The sequence below is a fragment of the Massilia sp. Se16.2.3 genome (assembly GCF_014171595.1).
GTDB lineage: Bacteria > Pseudomonadota > Gammaproteobacteria > Burkholderiales > Burkholderiaceae_D > Telluria.
The window spans coordinates 4608180-4626787 of sequence record NZ_CP050451.1 but is presented as its reverse complement, the minus strand read 5'-3'; the positions used below and the strand labels follow the sequence as shown (position 1 = coordinate 4626787).

Genomic DNA, 18608 nt, shown 5'->3' with positions numbered 1-18608 from the left:
TTTCAAGGCGCACCGCGCTCGTCTCCAGCCTTGCCCTGGTCCTCGCTGTGGGTACTGCCGCTGCCGCGCCCGCCGGCGTCATCAAGCGTGCCGTCGCCAGGCCGGGCTACTTCCCGCCGGCCGGGGACTGGGCACGCAAGCAGCCCGCCGCGCTCGGCATGGATCCGGCCGCCCTGGTCGCGGCCGTCGCCTACGCGCAGGCGCACGAAACCGAACGCGCGCTTGATTTTTCCGACCAGGAAGCGACCTTTGGCACCCGTCTCGGTTCCATGCCGACGCGGCGCGCCCGCACGAATGGCCTGGTGATCTACAAGGGGCTATGTGGTGGCCGAGTTCGGCGATACCAGCTTCGTCGACCCGACCTATTCGGTGGCCAAGAGCATGCTCTCGACGCTGGCGGGCGTTGCCCAGCGCGACGGACGCATCGGCAAGCTCGACGAACCGGTGGCCGCGCGCGTGCAGGACGGCGGCTACGCGTCCGCCCACAATGCCTCCGTCACCTGGAAGCAGCACCTGCAACAGGAAAGCGAGTGGGAAGGCAGCATGTGGGGCAAGGATGCCGATTTCGTCGGCAAAGCGGCGTTCGGTGCGGGCGAACGCAAGCCGCGCACGCTCGGGGCGCCGGGCAGCCACTACGAGTACAACGACGTGCGCATCAACCGTTTCGCCCTGTCGCTGCTGCGCGTGTTCGACAAGCCCTTGCCGGAAGTGTTCCAGGAACAGGTGATGGACGTGATCGGCGCCTCGAACAGCTGGAAGTGGGTGCCTTACCACAACAGCTATGTGGACCTGCACGGCAAGCAGGTGCCATCGGTCAGTGGCGGCACGCGCTGGGGTGGCGGCATGTGGATCGATTCCTGGGACATGGCGCGTTTCGGCTACCTGTGGCTGCGCGGCGGTCAATGGAACGGCCGTACCGTGCTGCCGTCAAGCTATGTGAAGGAAGCCTTGACGCCGAGCGCGCATGGTCCGGACTATGGCTACCTGTGGTGGCTCAACACCGGGGGCAAGACCTTGCCGGGCCTGCCGGCCAACGCCTTCGCGGCACTCGGTGCCGGCAGCAACACGATCGTCGTCTCGCCCGACCACGACCTGGTGGTGGTCTGGCGCTGGCATGGCGGCAATGCCGCCGAGTTCACCAGGCGGGTGATCGCGGCTATTCGCTGAGCGCGCCTGCGCCCGGATCGCCGGCATCGGCGCTACCAGGCACCTGCGCACGCCCCATGCCACACACGCCGGGTCCAAACTGGGCGCCCAGGAAGGCCAGGTAGGCCGCATCGAGCCTGGCCAGGGCCGCGCAGCGGAAAGGCGGCTGGCGGATATCGCCGAACAGGTAGATGACGGCCGTGACGGCGAAGAATTCCTTCTCGTTCTCGAGGAAGTGCGCCGAGCGGAAAAGGGGCGGGAAGACGTTCGACGCCATCACCTGGGTATAAGCCTGCCTGATCTCCGGCCGGTCGCGGCCCAGGACGTTGACGTGGTAGGCGTGCAGGAATTCATGCAGCAGGACCGGCCGGTCCGCTTCGAACACCATCGGACGAACGCGCACGGCGCCGACGCCGCGGCGGACGGCAAAGGCGCCAAGTTGCCCGTCGCGCAGGTCCGGATCGACCACGACCACCGTGCGTTTCATCGCCGCCAGCACCTGTGGCGGCAGCCCGACGGATTCGATCACCTTCAACTGTTCCTGCAGCGAAGCCATGGCCTCGTTTGACAGGCGTTGCTGCGACTGATCGATCTGGAAGGGCGTGCCTTCGGCGGCCATGAGCGGGCTGCAGCAGAAGGCTGCGGCGGTGAGCGCGGCAAGGAAACAGGACTTCATCATGGGCAAGGTCGGTATTGAAAACCTGCCGATTATGCACTGCGATGATTGCTCGTGGGAATTTCTTGGACGGGACAATGCCCGGCCGGCCGCGACAGGCCCTATGCTGGCCGCGTTGCCCAGCCGGTCGAGACATGGTGTCTCCCGACGCGACAGGTCACCGAAAACCGAGGAACAAGGCCTGGTCCACCAGGCCGAGGCGCGCCAGCGTCAGAACAACCATGCCATACAGGACAGGGAGGATCGCGAGCCTCAGATGGCGCAGCGCACCGGGCGCCCGCCCGCCCAGCGCCCTGGCCAGCAATATCAGCACCCAAACGGCATCGAGTGCGAGCACGAACAACACGAGGAAGGCTGCCTTGTCGTTGCCTGAAAAGTGACTGTAAAGCACTGCGATTGCAAGTAGCAGGACCGGGGGCGAACCCGAGAAAGCTGGTACTCACGCGCGCAGGACTCCACGGCGCCCGGCAAGGCACCGCCCGCCGATCAATGGAAGTGCTCGGTACCGGCCGGGGTGTCTTCCGGCATTTCCGCATGCACCAGGTCGCCGACCGGATCGGCGAACAGGGGCGCGCCGCAGTCGTCGCAATACTCGGCAACGTAGCGCTCGTTGATGCGTTTGATGTGGGTGACACCGGCCTCGTTCAGCAGGGCGACAATCTCGTCGATCGGGCTCAAGGGTGCTGGCAGCAGGCCGGCTTCAAGCCCGTCGGCCGGCGTGCCTTCCTCGTCTTCCTGGCCATACAAGGGCCAGACGATGCCATACACCACCTCGGAACTCTGGCGCAGCGTGAAGCCGACGCGGTACTCGTCGATCTGGCCGTCGGCCGGCTCTTCGCCGAAACCGGCGATCACGGCGCGCAGGTCCGACGCTTCCAGGTCGAGCGTGTTGGTCAGGTAGTGCACGGCGGCGCGGATCGACACCGGACGGATGGCCTTGTCCGCTTCGCGGCAGGCCACGTAATACGCTTCCGGCAGCAGCAGTTCGACGCCGCAGCCCGGCAGCAGGCGTGCCACGTTGCTGGTGGCCTGCTCGCGCCAGGCGGCCAGTGCATTGGCGCGCTCGGTTTCGACGTGCATATGGTGCTGAGGCTCCTGCCAGCGGAACAGCGGTGCGCCCGCGGGCGCGACGACGGCGACCAGCAGGTAGCGGGTATCGGCCAGGAAGGGCGCCGTTTCCGGCGTGCGCACCGCCGGCTTGACGCCGCCGCCCTTGTGCGCAGCCTGGGCCAGCTTGTGGGTCAGCGCATAGGTCTCGGCATGGCTGCGCGGCAGCTGGTCGATCGCGTACAGCGTCGGCGCCATCGACATCTGCACGCCTTCGGCCAGCAGGTGAGCCGAGAAATGCGCCGACAGGGTGGTGAGCAAGTCCGCGGGGATCGTGCCCGAGCCGATGGAGAAACGGGTCCAGGCGAGGATGGGCGCGGCCACCAGCAGGGCTTGCCAGGCGACGTCGGCGCCGTCCTGCTGCTCGACCATGGTCGACGATTCGCTGACGGCCTCGACGCCGTCCATCAGCACGTCGTAGGCGGCCAGGTCGTCCTTGAACAGGGCGTTGAGTGCGGCGTCGATGCTTTCCTGGTGATTGGTCTTGAGCAGTTTTTGCAGCTGCGTGTCCAGGTGGCGCTCCCAGGTCCGTTCTTCAACGCGGCTGGCAGACTGCACGATGGCCTGGGCAATGCTGGAAAGGCGCTGGCTTTCTGCGGAAAGTTTGTTGGATGAATCTTTGGAGGGACGACGCATGGCGCTGAAAGAGTCTCTTTGTAAAGGTGAGGATCGTAAGTCCAAGGGGTCAATGATAAACCTATATCCCCGGTATTGTAGTTGATTCGGCTACATGCCATGAACACGCGGGAAGGGCAAGGGGAGGGCGCAAGGAGCGGCGCCGGGCGTTCGCGCAGGCAGCAGAAGCGTGGTAGCCCGGCACGTCGGCTGAACAATACTTGCCAAATCCGCCAATAGAAATCATAATGCGAATCGTTCTCATTTCTTCTCCGGGCGTGCGCTTGTACAAGCGCTACCGGACAGGCAAACCCTTCCGACCGACACCATGACCAAGACAGCAAGCCCAGCAGTCCCGCGCGCCAACTCCTTCATCCGCAGCCGCAAGCACGTCCGCCTCGCGGCGCCTTGCCTGGGCGGTTCGGCGCTCGCGGTGCTGGCCTCGCTGGCCGCGCCGCTGGCGCATGCCGACGGCGCCAAGGACATTGATCCGACGATCCCCGTCGTCGAAGTGTCGGGTGCGAACCGCCGCGACGTCCAGGCGCCGGTCATGTCGAGTTCGGATAAATTCACGGCGCCGCTGCTCGATACGCCCAAGTCGGTCACCGTCATCGGCCAGGAAGTGATTTCGCAAACGGCCGCGGTGACGCTTACCGACGCCCTGCGCACGGTGCCGGGCATCACCATCGGCGCGGGCGAAGGCGGCAATCCGGTCGGCGACAACGTCTTCATCCGCGGCTACAACGCCCAGACCGACACCTATGTCGACGGCATCCGCGACGCCGGCTCGCAGTCGCGCGAGATCTTCAACCTCGAGCAGGTGGAAGTGGTGAAGGGGCCGAACTCGGCCTACGGCGGCCGTTCCTCGGCCGGCGGCGGCATCAACCTGGTGAGCAAGTCGGCCAAGCTGGAAAACTTCAGCAACGCGACCGTCGGCCTGGGCACCGACCAGTACCGCCGCATCACCACCGACATCAACCGCTCGCTGGGCGACAACGCCGCCTTCCGCCTGAACCTGATGACGCACGAGAACGACGTGGCGGGACGCGACGTCGTCGGCGGCGAACGCTGGGGCATCGCGCCCACCGTCAGCTTCGGCCTGAACGGACCGACGAAAGCGACCCTCAGCTACTACCACATGGAATCGAGCGAGATCCCGGACACCGGCATCCCGTTCAACAACCCTTTCGCCAGCGGCCCGAACCTTCCCTTGAACGGCAACGGCACGCCCCTGAACGTCGACCGCGAGACCTTCTACGGCCTGGCGAACCGCGACTTCCGCGACACCCGCAGCGACATCGGCACGGTCGACCTGCGTCATGAGTTCAGCCCGAACCTGGTCTTGCGCAACGTCACCCGCTACGGCAAGACGAAAAACGATTTCGTCTGGACCCAACCGGACGATTCGAAAGGCAACACGGTCCTGTACGGCACGGTCTGGCGCCGCGCCAACACCCGCGTCACCGAGACGGAAACGGCAGCCAATACGACGGCCCTGTCCGGCAAGCTGACTACCGCCGGCATCAAGCACAGCTACAACATCGGCGTCGAGTTCAGCCGCGAAGAAGTCGAGCGCAGCTCCTACCTGTTTACGCCGGGCACCAACAACCCGCTGACCGGCACCTTCACCTGCCCGACCTCGGGTGCGAACACGCTCTACAACTGCGCCCCGCTGCACAACCCGAACCCTTACGATCCGTGGGTCTACACCCGCAGCGTATCGCCGGCACTCACCAAGGTAAAGACCGATACCCGCGCCGTGTACGGCTTCGACACCATTGAATTCAATCCGCAGTGGCTGCTGAACCTGGGCGCGCGCTGGGACGATTTCAAGACGGCGCTCGACGTCAACGCCACCGCCACGGCAGCCGCCACGCACGCCCGGGTCGATACCAGCTTCGACACCTACCAGGCCGGCCTGGTGTTCAAGCCTTCCAGCAACGGCAGCATCTACGTGTCGTATGCAACTTCGGCCACGCCGCCGGGCAACGATGGCGGCGACGGCCTGGACGCGCTCAGCGTCGCCGTGCAGAACCTGCAGCCGCAGGAGAGCAAGAACTGGGAGCTGGGCACGAAGTGGGAAGTGCTGCGTGGACGCCTGTCGCTCAACGCTGCCCTGTTCCAGAGCAAGATGAACAACGCCCGCGTCACCGCACCCGACGGCACCACCCAGAATGTCGGCAAGAAGGAACTGAAGGGCGTGGAACTGGGCTTCTCCGGCAAGCTGACCAATGCCTGGCAAGTCTTTGGCGGCTACACCTGGCTGGACGCGGTCCTGGTCGACAACGGCTACCTGAACGTCGGCACCACGGCCGCGCCGGTATACGTGGCCTCGCCCTACAGCGGCAACGTGTTCCCGAGCACACCGAAGCACAGCGCCTCGCTGTGGAGCTCGTATGCCGTGAACAAGGACTTCAGCTTCGGCATCGGCATGAACTATGTGGACAAGGTCTACGCCAACGTCAACAACACGAAGCATGCGCCCGGCTACACCCGCTTCGACGCCATGGCCAGCTATAACCTGAACAAGAGCGTGTCCTTCCAGCTGAACGTCCAGAACCTGACCGACAAGCTGTATTTCGACCGCGTGTCCTCGCCGCACTATGCGGGCGTGGGCCCGGGCCGTTCGGCGAGCCTGACGGCAAACCTGAAGTTCTAAGCGCAATCAAAGTTACAGCGGCCCTCCCTGCTTGAAGCGGGGAGGGTCGTGTCACGTTTGGAGGGAAACACACCATGATGCTGCACATCCCTGGCGTCCTGAATCCGGAACAAGTGGCCGCAGCGCGGCGGCGCCTTGCCGAGACGGACTGGGTCGACGGCCGCGCCAGCGTCGGGCCGCAGGGTGCCCAGGTCAAGCGCAACCGCCAGCTGGCCGAGGGGTCGCCGCTGGCGCTCGAGCTGGGACAGATCGTCAGCGCCGCGCTGATGGCCCACCCGCTGTTCTTTTTTCCAGCGTGCTGCCGCTGCGCATCCCGGCGCCGTACTTCAACAGCTATGGCGGTGGCGAGCATTACGGGCTGCACGTGGACGGCGCCATCCGCGCCCAGCGCGCCGGCCTGCCGCCGCTACGCGCCGACGTCTCGACGACCGTGTTCCTGAGCGAGCCGGACGAATACGAAGGAGGCGAGCTGGTCGTGGTGGATGCCTACGGTACCCACGAAGTGAAATTGCCTGCGGGCGACGCCATCGTCTACCCGGCCGGCAGCGTGCACCAGGTGCTGCCGGTGACGCGCGGCGAGCGTGTCGCCTCCTTCCTGTGGACCCAGAGCATGGTGCGCGACGATGGCAAGCGGGCGATGCTGTACGAGCTCGATACCCACATCCAGGCCCTGCGCGCCGCGCACGGCGAATCCGAGGCGACGGTCGGCTTGACCGGGCACTACCATAACCTGCTGAGGATGTGGGCGGAGGTGTAGGGTAGGCGGGTCTCCCGCCTGCGCGTTCCATTCATGCATGAGAAAACGCGGCTTTTCATCGGGCGCTTGAACGCGTAGGCGGCATAGCCGCCTACCCTACGCGATGTGGGCGGAGGTGTAGGGTAGGCGGGTCTCCCGCCTGCGCGTTCAAATCATGCATGAGAAAACGCGGCTTTTCATCGGGCGCTTGAACGCGTAGGCGGCATAGCCGCCTACCCTACGCGATGTGGGCGGAGGTGTAGGGTAGGCGGGTCTCCCGCCTGCGCGTTCAAATCATGCATGAGAAAACGCGGCTTTTCATCGGGCGCTTGAACGCGTAGTTCCCGTAGGGTAGGCGGCTACACCCATACAGGGGAGCAGACGTGCCGTGCGCGCCGCCTATGCGTTCAAGCGTCGTATGAAATGTCGGGTCTTTTCATCTTCCGCTTGAACGCGTAGGCGGGAAACCCGCCTACCCTACCTGGCGGACCTCCACCCTAGGCGCTTAGTTCAAGCGCCGTATGAAATGTCGCGTCTTCTCATCTTCCGCTTGAACGCGTAGGCGGGAAACCCGCCTACCTACCAGGCGGATCTCCACCCCCGTTACTTAGAACGAGTAATCCACCCGCGCGTAGAACGAGCGGCCGTTCACGCCGAACGGGCAGGTTTCCCAACAGTGGGTGAAGCCCAGCTGCGGGAAGGGCGCTGCCCGCTCGGTATCCCAGCGGGTCGGGTAGGTGTCGAACAGATTATTGACGCCGGCCGACACGCTCAGTGCCTTGCTGAACGAATAGCGCGAGGTCAGGTCGACGATCCACTTCGCTTCCCAGGTCTGGACGAAGCCCGGGGTGAAGCCCTGGCCCTGCACCTTGCCGTAGTAATTGGCGCGTGCCGTCACGTTCCATGGGCCGGTCGTGTAGTCGGCTGCCAGCACGTGGTGCTGGCGTGGCTGGCCGCGTTCGATCAGCGTCACCTGGGTGTCGTCGAAGAGCTGCTCGCCGCTCAAGACCGGCGACTGCGATTTGCGGTCCTTCACTTTCGTGCGGTTGAAGCCGAGCTGGCCGGACAGCACCAGGGTCGTGCCCTGGCCGCGCGTGGTGTGCTGGACCGCCAGGTCGAAGCCGTCGGTCTCGGTGTCGATCGCGTTGGTGAAGAACTGGGCCTGGCCGACGCGCAGCGGATCGAGAATGCCGCGGATCGGGCAACCGGCCGGGGTCAAGCAGGCGGACTGGGCTTCCGGTGCGATATTGCTCGAGAAGACGATGCGGTCGTCGATGTCGGTGCGGTACAGGTCGGCCGTGACGTTGAGGTTCTTCGTCGGGCGCAGCACCAGGCCGATGCTGGCGTTGGCGGAGGTTTCTTCCTTCAGCGGGGCGATGCCGAAGGCCTGGGTCACGGCGCTGTTCTCGCGCGCGGTCAGGGTTTCGGTCAGCACGCCGGCGCCGTTCAGGTTGGTCGACACCGAGCTGTAGAACTTCTGCTGCACGCCTGGTGCGCGGAAGCCCGTCGACAGGCTGCCGCGGATACCGACCATCGGCGACGGGTCGAAGCGGGAGCTCAGCTTGAAGGTAGTGGTGGCGCCGAAGTCGGAATAGCGCTCGTGGCGCGCGGCGGCGCCGACCGTGAACTTGTCGCCGAACTTGCGTTCCAGGTCGAGGTAGAGGGCGATGTTATGACGGCCATCGTCGACTTCGGTCGATGGCGTGTAGCCCGGGAAGCCCTGGATACCGGAGGCGGCGATGCCACCGGTGGCGTCGCGGATCACGATGGCCGGATTATTGGTACGGCCATACTGGTAGGAGACCGGGTCACCCGCCACGATCTGGTAGGCGTCGCGGCGCCACTCGAAGCCGGTGGCCACGAACAGCGGGCCGCCCCACAGGTCGACCGGACCCTTGAAGTCGAGGTTGACGGTGGTCTGGTTGAATTTCAGGGTGCCCGTGTCGGCTTCGCGCGGCGACTCATGGACGTTGTTCTCGTACCAGTAGCTGACGTTGATCGAATTGCGCTCGTGGAAGCCCAGCTGGCTGCGGCCGTGGTTCACGCTCAGGTCGGCGCTCCAGTCCTTGCCCAGTTCGTGGCGGTAGCCGACGGCCAGCGAGGCGTCCTTGACGGTGGTGACAATGTTCGGCAGGTAGCCGTTCGGGTACACCTCGGGCACGTTGCGCGCGTCGCCGGCCGAACGGAAGAAGCCGGCGGCATCGCCCTTGCGCTTGGAGGCACCGCCGAAGACGTAGAACTCGCCCTTGTCCGACAGCGGCAGCGCGGCATTCGCCCACAGGTATTTGTCGGTTGCGTTGCTGTCGCCGATACGCTGGGTGACGCGCGGCGGATCCACGCGCGCGCTGTCCGGGCCGGCGCGGTTGGTCTCGTTGCGCTTGCGCCATTCGGCCGTCAGGTTGAGCGAACCATCGCTGCCGAGCGCGAAGCCCTTGTGCACGCTGGTCGAATAGGTGTCGCCGTCGCCTTCGCTGGTCGTGCCGACGTTGGCGCTGACCTGGCCGAGGTTCGCGCCTTTCTTCAGGATGATGTTGATGACACCGGCAATCGCGTCGGAGCCGTACTGGGCAGCGGCGCCGTCGCGCAGCACCTCGATGCTCTGGATCGCCGACAGGGGAATGGCGTTGATGTCGGTACCGGCCGAGCCGCGGCCGATGGTCTGCTGCACGTTGACGAGCGCCTGCTGGTGGCGGCGCTTGCCGTTGACGAGCACCAGCAGCTGGTCCGGACCGAGGCCGCGCAGCGTGGCCGGACGGATGATGTCGGTGCCGTCGCTGATGAAGGTGCTGCTGAAGTTGAACGAGGGGTCGAGGTCTTGCAGCACCTTGCCCAGCTCCTGCATCCCGGTGGACTGCATGTCCTTCAGGTTGACCAGGCCGACCGGTACCGTCGTGTCGAGCGCGCTCTTGGGCTGAGTGCGGGAACCGAGCACGACCACCTGGGCCGGCTGCTCTGCGTTCTGGGTGTCCTGCGTCTGCTGCGCGGCCACCGGTGCCGACGCGAATGCGGCGATGATGGCGGTTGCCAACAGCGTGCGCTGATGCTTCTGTTTCGTCATTGTTGTTATCCCCTGAATGAATGTCACGGTGTCGGATTGCCGATGTGTCACTTGTACCGACAACTCATCATATCCATTCGTTATGCATTGGCAAGCAATAGTTACCCGGCATAGGGAGTCGTGGATTAGGCGATACACTCCAGAATTGTTGTGTTGACACCTTGAATCGTGCGAGGATAAGGCTGTCCCGTTCCGTCCTGCCAGATGACCCCGCCTCTCTTGCCGCCCTCCCTCGTGCCGCTCGCCCTGGCTGACGCCGCCGCCCTGGGCATATTCGAAACCCGCAACCGCGCTTTCTTCGAAGCGAGCATCAATGCGCGTCCGCCGGCCTTCTACGCGCCTGGCGGTGTAGAGGCGGCGGTGGCGCAGGCCCTCGCCGATGCACGCGCCGACCGTGGCTACCAATACCTGCTGAAGGAAGAGGGCGGGGAGATCGTCGGACGGTTCAACCTGAGCGGCGTGCGCCGCGCGCATTTTCAATCGGCGACGCTGGGCTACCGTATTGCCGAGTCTGCCTGCGGCAAGGGCTATGCGAGCGTGGCCGTGCGCCAGATGCTGGAGCGCGCTTTCGGCGAGCTCGGCCTGATGCGCATCGAGGCCGATGCCCGGATCGACAACGCTGCCTCGATACGTGTACTCACCCGCAACGGTTTCGTCCAGTACGGACATTCGCGCCGCAGTTTCGAGCACGGCGGCGCCTGGCACGACCGGCTGCATTTCGAGCGGCATCGCCCTGCCGCGGAATCGGCGCCGCCGTAACGGGTTCCCCGTCCTTCAAGAGCTGCCCGACAGGACCCTGTCGACTGTTCATGCAAAAAAGCTAACTCCTGGACTCCCCTCGGTTATTATCGAGGTGAAACAAAAAGTAACGGTGGCCGACGGCGCTGGTATTCCCGGCCGCCGCGTTTTCTTCAGCGACGATCACCAGCTCAACCAGCGCCGCCTCCCCGATGTCAACACGAACATCTACGGGCCCGTGCTCTACAGCGGGGGCGGCCTGGGCGTGAAACTGTCCCTGCTCGAGTTCGACCAGGAAAAGGGCGACAAACTCGCCGATACCCTGCTCAAGAGCATTGCCGAGCTCGGCACGCGGGCATCGTCCGGTGTTCCCGGCTACCTGCAGGAACCGCTGACTTCCCTGTTCCAGTCGGCGCTGCAGGGCGCGCGCAGCAAGGACGATTTGTTTGGGCAGATCACCTTTGTCCTCGACGACCGCACCGGCGCCAACAACGAACCGACTTCCCCCTTGCGCACCGGCGACATCGTCTTCATCAGGCAATCCGACCGTGCCAGGGCCATTCCCTGGGATACCCTCTGCTACAGGCCGCATACTGCCGAACTGTATGAGCGGATACCCAAGGAACAGGACAAGACGATCATCGACGAGCTGCCCCCAAAACTGAATTACGTCGTGATCTCGCTGGTCAAGAATGCCGGTGCCGATGCGGGACGGATCCAGGATGCGTTCACGTACGAGCGTTTCGTGGCTGAGCTGTCCCAACGTAAATCCCAGCAGGGGCTGATTTCCGGCGTGGAGGAGGTGACGCTGGCACTGCAAAGCCGTGCCGCCGAACGCGAATTGTTCCGGCAGATCGAGGTTCTCGAAGTTCCGAGCGGGAATATTACGGAACTCGAACGGTTCGACGCCGCAGCGCCTTTGGGAAAGGTGCTGTACGCCTCCATGCTCGGCACCGGAGGATTCGATCCGGAATCGGTCAAGCCGAACGCCGCGTGCCTCTATCTCAAGAAGGAGAAGGTGAACCCGGATATCCTCTCCAGGCTGCTGGCCCGGCTGGCGCGTACGAACGACAAGCATACGCGCGAGAAATTCATGCGCTTGTCCACGGCGCCGAAGACCTGTGTCGAAGCGGACAAGGCATTGGTCGATATCCAGAACCACTTGCTCGCACCGAAGTAGCAAGGTGGCAGGTGAAAAAAAAGCCGGATCCGCGTGTGCGGCATCCGGCTTTTTTTGCATCCGCCGCGTGCGCGGCGGACGGACCATCGATTACGCAGCCAGCAGCTGGCGCAGCACGAACGGCAGGATGCCGCCATGCTTGTAGTAGTCGACTTCGATCGGGGTGTCGATACGCAGCAGTACCTGGACTTCCTGCGTCTGGCCGTTTTCGCGGTGGATCACCAGGGTCGCCAGTTGTTGCGGCTTGATCTCGCCTTCCAGGCCCTTCAGGTCGTAGGTCTCCTTGCCGGTGATGCCCAGGGTCTCGACGCTGTCGTTGCCGATGAACTGCAGCGGCAGCACGCCCATGCCCACCAGGTTCGAACGGTGGATACGCTCGAACGAACGGGTGATGACGGCCTTCACGCCCAGCAGCTGGGTGCCCTTGGCTGCCCAGTCGCGCGAGGAGCCGGTGCCGTACTCTTCGCCGCCGAAGATCATGGTCGGGGTGCCTTCCGCCACGTACTTCATCGCCGCGTCGTAGATCGACATCTGTTCGCCGGTCGGCTGGTGGATCGTGATGCCGCCTTCGACTGCCGAACCGTCAGGCTTGGCCGGGATCATCTTGTTCTTGATACGCACGTTGGCGAAGGTGCCGCGCATCATGATCTCGTGGTTGCCGCGGCGCGAGCCGTAGGAGTTGAAGTCGGCTTTCAGCACGCCGTGATCCTTCAGCCACTTGCCTGCAGGACCGTCTTCCTTGATCGAACCGGCCGGGGAGATGTGGTCGGTGGTGATCGAATCGCCGAACACGCCCAGTGCGCGCGCGCCCTGGATGCCGGTGGCGGCCGCTTTCGGGGTCATCTCGAAGTCGGCGAAGAACGGCGGCTCGGCGATGTAGGTCGACTCGGGCCAGTTGTACACCTGGCCTTCGGTGGTGGAGACGCGCTCCCACAGTTCGCCCGGGTTGCCCTTGACGTCCGCGTAGTTCTTCTTGAACACTTCCGAGTTCATCGCGAAGCGCATCAGTTCGCCCACTTCCTGCGAGGTCGGCCAGATGTCGCCCAGGTAGACGTCGACACCGTTGGTGTCCTTGCCGACCGGTTCCGTCATCAGGTCGCGCGTCATGTTGCCGGCGATCGCGTAGGCGACGACCAGCGGAGGCGAGGCCAGGAAGTTCGAACGGATGTTCGGGTGGATGCGTGCTTCGAAGTTACGGTTGCCCGACAGGACGGCCGAGGCGACGATGTCGTTCTGGACGATCGCGGCGTTCAGTTCCGGGGTCAGGTCGCCGGCATTGCCGATGCAGGTGGTGCAGCCGTAGGCGGTCACGCCGAAGCCCAGCTTTTCCAGGTAAGGCAGCAGGCCTGCAGCGGTCAGGTACTCGGTGACCACGCGCGAGCCAGGGGCCAGCGAGGACTTGATGTGCGGGGCGACGGTCAGGCCGCGTTCGACGGCTTTCTTGGCCAGCAGGCCTGCCGCCAGCAGCACGCTCGGGTTCGAGGTGTTGGTGCACGAGGTGATCGCCGCGATCAGGACGTCGCCGTTCTTCACGCGCACGCCGTTGGTCGTCTCGTAGACTTTCGACAGGTCTTCAGGCGCCTTGTTGAAGCCGTTCTGGGTGGTCGGCTTGCTGAACAGCTCGGTGAAGTTGTTCTTGACGTTGCCCAGTTCGATACGGTCTTGCGGACGCTTCGGGCCGGCCAGCGACGGGGTGACGGTCGACAGGTCCAGTTCCAGCACGCGGGTGTAGTCGATCTCGCCGGCTTGCGGGATGCCGAACATGCCCTGCGCCTTGTAGTAATTCTCGAAGGCAGCCAGTTCTTCTTCGGTACGGCCGGTGCCGCGGAAGTAGTCGACGGTGGCTTCGTCCACAGGGAAGAAGCCCATGGTCGCGCCGTATTCCGGTGCCATGTTGGCGATCGTCGCGCGGTCGGTGGTCGACAGCGAACGGGTGCCCGCGCCGAAGAACTCGACGAACTTGCCGACGACTTTCTCTTTGCGCAGCATTTCCGTGATGGTCAGCACCAGGTCGGTCGCGGTGCAGCCTTCGCGCAGCTTGCCGGTGAGGTTCACGCCGATGACGTCCGGGGTCAGGAAGTACACTGGCTGGCCCAGCATGCCGGCTTCCGCTTCGATGCCGCCCACGCCCCAGCCGACGACGCCGACGCCGTTGATCATGGTGGTGTGCGAGTCGGTGCCGACCAGGGTGTCAGGGTAGTAGGTGTCGCCCTGCTTCATGACGCCGCGCGCCAGGTATTCCAGGTTGACCTGGTGGACGATGCCGAAGCCCGGTGGCACGACGCCGAAGGTGTCGAAGGCCTGCATGCCCCATTTCATGAACTGGTAGCGCTCGTTGTTGCGCTGGAATTCCAGTTTCATGTTCAGGTCCAGGGCGTTCGGCTCGCGGAAGTGGTCGATGGTGACCGAGTGGTCGACGACCAGGTCGACCGGCACCAGCGGCTCGATCTTCTTCGGGTCGGCACCGGTCTTGGCGGCGACGTTGCGCATCGCGGCCAGGTCGGCCAGCAGCGGCACGCCGGTGAAATCCTGCAGCACGACGCGGGCAACGACGAAAGGAATCTCGTCGGTGCGCTCGGCGGTCGCGCCCCAGGTGGCCAGCTGGCGCACGTGTTCTTCGGTGACCTTCTTGCCGTCGCAGTTACGCAGCACGGATTCGAGGACGATACGGATCGACACCGGCAGGCGCGACAGGTTCACGCCCAGGCTTTCGCCCAGCGCCGGCAGCGAATAGAACTGGCCGGACTGACCGCCAGCAAGCGGGAAGTCCTTCAGCGTGTTCAGGGTGTTGCGAGACATAAGCTCTCCTTCAGTAGGGTCTCTTGTTATTGCTTCGAGCGTGTGAAAAAATCCTCCATGGCTGCGTTGCATCGTCTCGCCGTACTAACGTACTGTCTCGACGATGCGCCTTGCCCTGAAGGCTTTTTTCACACGCTCTACGGGTGCTAACGTAGGCGTTAGGATTTCTTCGTTTCCGGCGTGGCAGCCACGATCGGCTTGCTTTGCTCGGCGTTCTTGCATTCGTTGGCCAGCTGGCGGTTCAGCTTCGAGTCGAGCAGGATGCCCTTCGAGGGGATGCCGATCCAGATGAGACCGTAATTCGGATTTTCGAAACGCAGCGCACCGGTGGTGGTGCCGACGCGGGTCAGGCGGTGCAGGCGTTTCTTCCAGCGCAGCGCGATGTGCGCGTCGTCGGTGTCGTTGGTATAGATCGTGACCTTGTTGTTGAGCTCGCAAGCGTATTCGGTCACCTTGGTGTCGGTGATGTCCGGCTCCGGTTCGTCGACAAAGGCAGCGGCCGCGGCCGGCGCGGCGGCTTTCGCCTTCTTCGATTTCGCAGCGGAAGAGGAGGCCGGCTTTTTCGCCTTCGCCTTCAGCACGTCTTCGGCGCGCGGATGGTTCTTTTCGGGAGCAGCCGATGCGGTGGCGGCGCACAGGCCGAGGGCCGCGAGCACGAATGCGCCGGCGGAGAGCAGTTTTGGGGTGGAGATGGCCATCAGTGAGAGTCCGTTTGGTTGACGATTGCCGCCGCGGATTCAGGCAGCGCCAGGCCGGCCAGCTTCGCGCGCTGCAAAACGGTCCAATAATATCGGTAGCTGGCGCGGTCGTGCAAGCGCCCATGCTGGGCGATCGGTCCCCAGTTCGCCGCCATGGCCTCGTGCAGGATGGTGGCGGCCTCGTTCACTTCCGACAAACGTGGCGTAAACGCCTTGATGATCGGCTTGACCTGGTCCGGGTGGATGCTCCACATGCGCGTGAAACCGAATTCGGCGGCAGCGCGCTGTGCATCGTTTGCCACAATCGCACTATCCTTGATATCGGTCGTCACATTATGCGAGGCCACCTTGCCGTGCGCATGACATGCCGCAACCATCTCCAGCTTGGCGCGTGCAACCAACGGATGCGTGAATTGTCCTGGCGTGCGCATCGCGCTCGCGGGAATTGCGCCGAAGTGGGAGGAGACGAAATCCATGATGCCGAAGGACAGGCATTCGACCTGGGGCAGGGCGGCGATCTGCCAGGCCTCGCGCAGGGCGCCGTGGGTTTCGATCAGCACATGCACCGGCAGCACCAGGCGCCCGTTGGGCATGGCGACGCGGTTGATGATCTCGAGCGCACGGCGCACGTCCTCGACGCCGTTCGGTTTCGGCAGCACGACATAGGCCAGGCGGCGCGGCGCTGCGCCAACGATGGTGACGACGTCCTGCACGAAATGGGGGCTGTCGATGTCGTGCAGGCGCACGCCGATGCGGTTGAAGCGGTTGTCGCTTGAATCGACGAGGCTGGCGACCAGTTGCGCGTGCGCCTCTTCGTTGCCGGCGGCGGCACCGTCCTCGCAGTCGAAGGTGATGTCGAAGACGGGACCAAGCTCTTGTTGCAGGGCCATCGACTTGCGCATCAGCTTCTCCGAGCCGGCGTAGTGGTCGCAGGCGGGAAGCAGGAGCGGCTGGCGTTTGCCCTGGAATAAAACCTCGGAAGGATGCATGGGTGTTTCTACCGAAACGCGTGAAGTTGAAGTGAACTTTGGAAACGACCGTGCCGCCGGGACGCGGCGGCACAGGGAAGGTGCGCGCGCCCGGCTTTGCCGGTCATGCGCGCCTTCGGGTTCTGATCTGCAGCTTAAGCCAGCAGGTGCGCCACGCCTTCACGCTCTTCCGTCAGCTCTTTCAGCGTCAGGTTGATGCGCTCTTGCGAGAATTCATCGATTTCCAGGCCCTGGACGATGGTGTACTCGCCGTTCTCGGTCGTAACCGGGAAGCCGAACATCACGCCTTCAGGGATGCCGTACGAACCGTCCGACGGAATGCCCATCGTGGTCCACTTGCCGTTGGTGCCCAGCACCCAGTCGCGCACGTGGTCGATGGCGGCGTTGGCGGCCGATGCAGCCGACGATGCACCGCGTGCCTCGATGATGGCGGCGCCGCGCTTGCCGACGGTCGGCAGGAAGGTGTCGCGGTTCCAGACGTCATCAGCAATAAGCTCCTTGACCGACTGGCCATCCACCGTCGCGAAACGGTAGTCCGCGTACATCGTTGGCGAGTGGTTGCCCCAGACGGCCATCTTCTCGATCGAACCGACTGGCTTGCCCAGCTTGGCGGCAACTTGCGACAGGGCGCGGTTGTGGTCCAGGCGCAGCATGGCGGTGAAGTTTTTCGCCGGCAGGTTAGGCGCCGATTTCATGGCGATGTAGGCGTTGGTGTTGGCAGGGTTGCCGACGACCAGCACTTTCACGTTGCGCGAAGCGACGGCGTCGAGCGCCTTGCCCTGCACGGTGAAGATCTGTGCGTTCGCTTCCAGCAGGTCCTTGCGTTCCATGCCAGGGCCGCGTGGACGTGCGCCAACCAGCAGGGCGACGTCGACATCCTTGAAGGCGGTCATCGGGTCCGAGTGGGCGGTCATGCCGGCCAGCAGCGGGAATGCGCAATCGTCGATTTCCATCATGACGCCCTTGAGCGCCTTCTGTGCTTTTTCGTTGTCGATTTCGAGCAGCTGCAGGATGACCGGCTGGTCCTTGCCCAGCATGTCGCCGTTAGCGATGCGGAACAGCAGCGAGTAGCCGATCTGGCCGGCGGCGCCGGTAACGGCAACACGCATTGGGGTTTTAGCCATGATGAATCTCCAAAAGTGGGAATGAAAACGGTCGAAGCCGAGGATACGCCTGTTTCCCCGGCGTGGGCCGAAGAAAACCGCAATGATACCAAAACCGCCATGTCCAGAGGGGTATCCAGCGTGTTGTGGCGTGAGTCGCACAGGGGAGCGGATGCCCGGTCGACCGCGAGTGTAGTCCTCGGCCAACGGCCCTGTCAATTGATATCATATGTCTTATATAAGACAGATATGTTGCCGTGCGTACACTGGACGGGCAGGGGCGTTTTGTGGTGAAATCGTGGTCTATGAATCCCGCGCCAACCAACCCGTCCAGCGAAGGCACAGGCAACAATGCCTCGCCATCGTTCCGGCCGCTGTACCAGCAGATCAAGGCGTTGATCACGCAAAGCCTGCAGTCGGGCGAGTGGAAGCCGGGCGAGCTGATGCCCAGCGAAGTGGAGCTGGCCGCGCGCTTCAAGGTCAGCCAGGGCACGGTGCGCAAAGCCATCGACGAACTCGCGGCCGAGAACCTGGTCGTGCGCCGCCAGGGCAAGGGCACGTTTGTCGCCACCCACCACGAAGAACGCGCGCACTTCCGTTTCCTCAAGCTGATGCCCGACGAGGGCGTTCCCCACCATCCCGACAACCGCCTCATCGAAGTCAAGCGCATCCGTGCGCCGGCCGAGGTCGCGCGCCTGCTCGAGCTGAAGTCGGGCGACGCGGTCGTCTACATCAAGCGCCTGCAGTCCTTCGACGGCGCGCCCACGATCCTGGAAGAGCTCTGGCTGCCCGGGCAGCTGTTCAAGGGCCTGACCGCGGAACGCCTGGTCGAGTACAAGGGTCCTATGTATGGGCTGTTCGAATCCGAGTTCGGGACGCGCATGATCCGCGCCACCGAGAAGATCCGTGCAGTCGCGGCGGACGCGGCGGCGGCGCAGTACCTGGGCGTGGAGGAAGGGACGCCGCTGCTGTGCGCGGACCGGGTCTCGTTCACCTATGGCGACAAGGCGGTGGAGTTGCGGCGCGGGCTGTATCTGACGGCGAAGCATCATTACCAGAACGATTTGTCGTGACGTCCGGGTTTCGTAGGGTGGGCACTGGTGC

At 64.2% G+C, this 18608-nt stretch carries 14 protein-coding genes and 1 pseudogene; 6 read left to right on the top strand and 9 right to left on the bottom strand.

Features of this window, described 5'->3' with window-relative positions; genetic code table 11:
* Nucleotides 1-2: 2 nt before the first annotated feature.
* Nucleotides 3-206, bottom strand: a complete 204-nt coding sequence (locus tag G4G31_RS27035; RefSeq protein ID WP_229425165.1) for a hypothetical protein — start codon at nucleotides 204-206, stop codon at nucleotides 3-5.
* 118 nt (nucleotides 207-324) lie between these two features.
* Between G4G31_RS27035 and G4G31_RS21150 the strand changes: the two genes are divergently transcribed.
* Entirely contained in the window at nucleotides 325-1167 is an 843-nt protein-coding gene (locus tag G4G31_RS21150) for a serine hydrolase (RefSeq protein ID WP_229425164.1), read from the top strand.
* Here G4G31_RS21150 and G4G31_RS21145 read toward each other — a convergent pair.
* The 3 genes from G4G31_RS21145 to G4G31_RS21135 all read right to left on the bottom strand — a co-directional run bounded on the left by G4G31_RS21145 (nucleotide 1157) and on the right by G4G31_RS21135 (nucleotide 3565).
* The gene (locus G4G31_RS21145; protein ID WP_182989265.1) at nucleotides 1157-1825 is read right to left on the bottom strand and encodes a hypothetical protein; all 669 of its coding nucleotides are present in this window, start codon (nucleotides 1823-1825) and stop codon (nucleotides 1157-1159) included. The two genes, G4G31_RS21150 and G4G31_RS21145, sit on opposite strands and share 11 nt — an antisense overlap.
* 154 nt (nucleotides 1826-1979) lie before the next feature.
* A complete protein-coding gene (locus G4G31_RS21140) occupies nucleotides 1980-2213 on the bottom strand; it encodes a hypothetical protein (RefSeq protein ID WP_182989264.1) in 234 nt (77 codons plus the stop codon).
* A 95-nt stretch (nucleotides 2214-2308) separates the two neighbouring features.
* Complete coding sequence (locus G4G31_RS21135; protein WP_182989263.1) at nucleotides 2309-3565, bottom strand: DUF2863 family protein; 1257 nt, start codon at nucleotides 3563-3565, stop codon at nucleotides 2309-2311.
* Between the two features lie 307 nt (nucleotides 3566-3872).
* Between G4G31_RS21135 and G4G31_RS21130 the strand changes: the two genes are divergently transcribed.
* Entirely contained in the window at nucleotides 3873-6203 is a 2331-nt protein-coding gene (locus G4G31_RS21130; protein WP_182989262.1) for a TonB-dependent siderophore receptor, read from the top strand.
* A 74-nt stretch (nucleotides 6204-6277) separates the two neighbouring features.
* Nucleotides 6278-6960, top strand: a pseudogene (locus G4G31_RS21125) (Fe2+-dependent dioxygenase).
* Between the two features lie 586 nt (nucleotides 6961-7546).
* On the opposite strand, the gene G4G31_RS21120 reads toward G4G31_RS21125, so the two are convergent.
* Nucleotides 7547-9997, bottom strand: a complete 2451-nt coding sequence (locus tag G4G31_RS21120; RefSeq protein ID WP_182989261.1) for a TonB-dependent siderophore receptor — start codon at nucleotides 9995-9997, stop codon at nucleotides 7547-7549.
* Between the two features lie 204 nt (nucleotides 9998-10201).
* On the opposite strand from G4G31_RS21120, the gene G4G31_RS21115 reads away from it, so the two are divergent.
* Both G4G31_RS21115 and G4G31_RS21110 read left to right on the top strand, forming a co-directional pair.
* Entirely contained in the window at nucleotides 10202-10756 is a 555-nt protein-coding gene (locus G4G31_RS21115) for a GNAT family N-acetyltransferase (protein WP_182989260.1), read from the top strand.
* A 112-nt stretch (nucleotides 10757-10868) separates the two neighbouring features.
* On the top strand, nucleotides 10869-11915 hold the full coding sequence (locus tag G4G31_RS21110) for a hypothetical protein (RefSeq protein ID WP_182989259.1): 1047 nt from the start codon (nucleotides 10869-10871) through the stop codon (nucleotides 11913-11915).
* A 90-nt stretch (nucleotides 11916-12005) separates the two neighbouring features.
* On the opposite strand, the gene acnA is transcribed toward G4G31_RS21110, so the two are convergent.
* The 4 genes from acnA to G4G31_RS21090 all read right to left on the bottom strand — a co-directional run bounded on the left by acnA (nucleotide 12006) and on the right by G4G31_RS21090 (nucleotide 17525).
* Entirely contained in the window at nucleotides 12006-14714 is a 2709-nt protein-coding gene (acnA, locus tag G4G31_RS21105; RefSeq protein WP_182989258.1) for an aconitate hydratase AcnA, read from the bottom strand.
* A gap of 158 nt (nucleotides 14715-14872) precedes the next feature.
* Nucleotides 14873-15412, bottom strand: a complete 540-nt coding sequence (locus tag G4G31_RS21100; RefSeq protein ID WP_182989257.1) for a hypothetical protein — start codon at nucleotides 15410-15412, stop codon at nucleotides 14873-14875.
* Nucleotides 15412-16401, bottom strand: a complete 990-nt coding sequence (locus G4G31_RS21095) for a CoA ester lyase (RefSeq protein WP_182989256.1) — start codon at nucleotides 16399-16401, stop codon at nucleotides 15412-15414. The genes G4G31_RS21100 and G4G31_RS21095 overlap by 1 nt, the downstream gene beginning before the upstream one ends.
* Before the next feature lie 134 nt (nucleotides 16402-16535).
* Complete coding sequence (locus tag G4G31_RS21090) at nucleotides 16536-17525, bottom strand: malate dehydrogenase (protein ID WP_182989255.1); 990 nt, start codon at nucleotides 17523-17525, stop codon at nucleotides 16536-16538.
* Between the two features lie 284 nt (nucleotides 17526-17809).
* Between G4G31_RS21090 and G4G31_RS21085 the strand changes: the two genes are divergently transcribed.
* Nucleotides 17810-18577, top strand: a complete 768-nt coding sequence (locus G4G31_RS21085) for a GntR family transcriptional regulator (RefSeq protein WP_182989254.1) — start codon at nucleotides 17810-17812, stop codon at nucleotides 18575-18577.
* Nucleotides 18578-18608 lie beyond the last annotated feature (31 nt).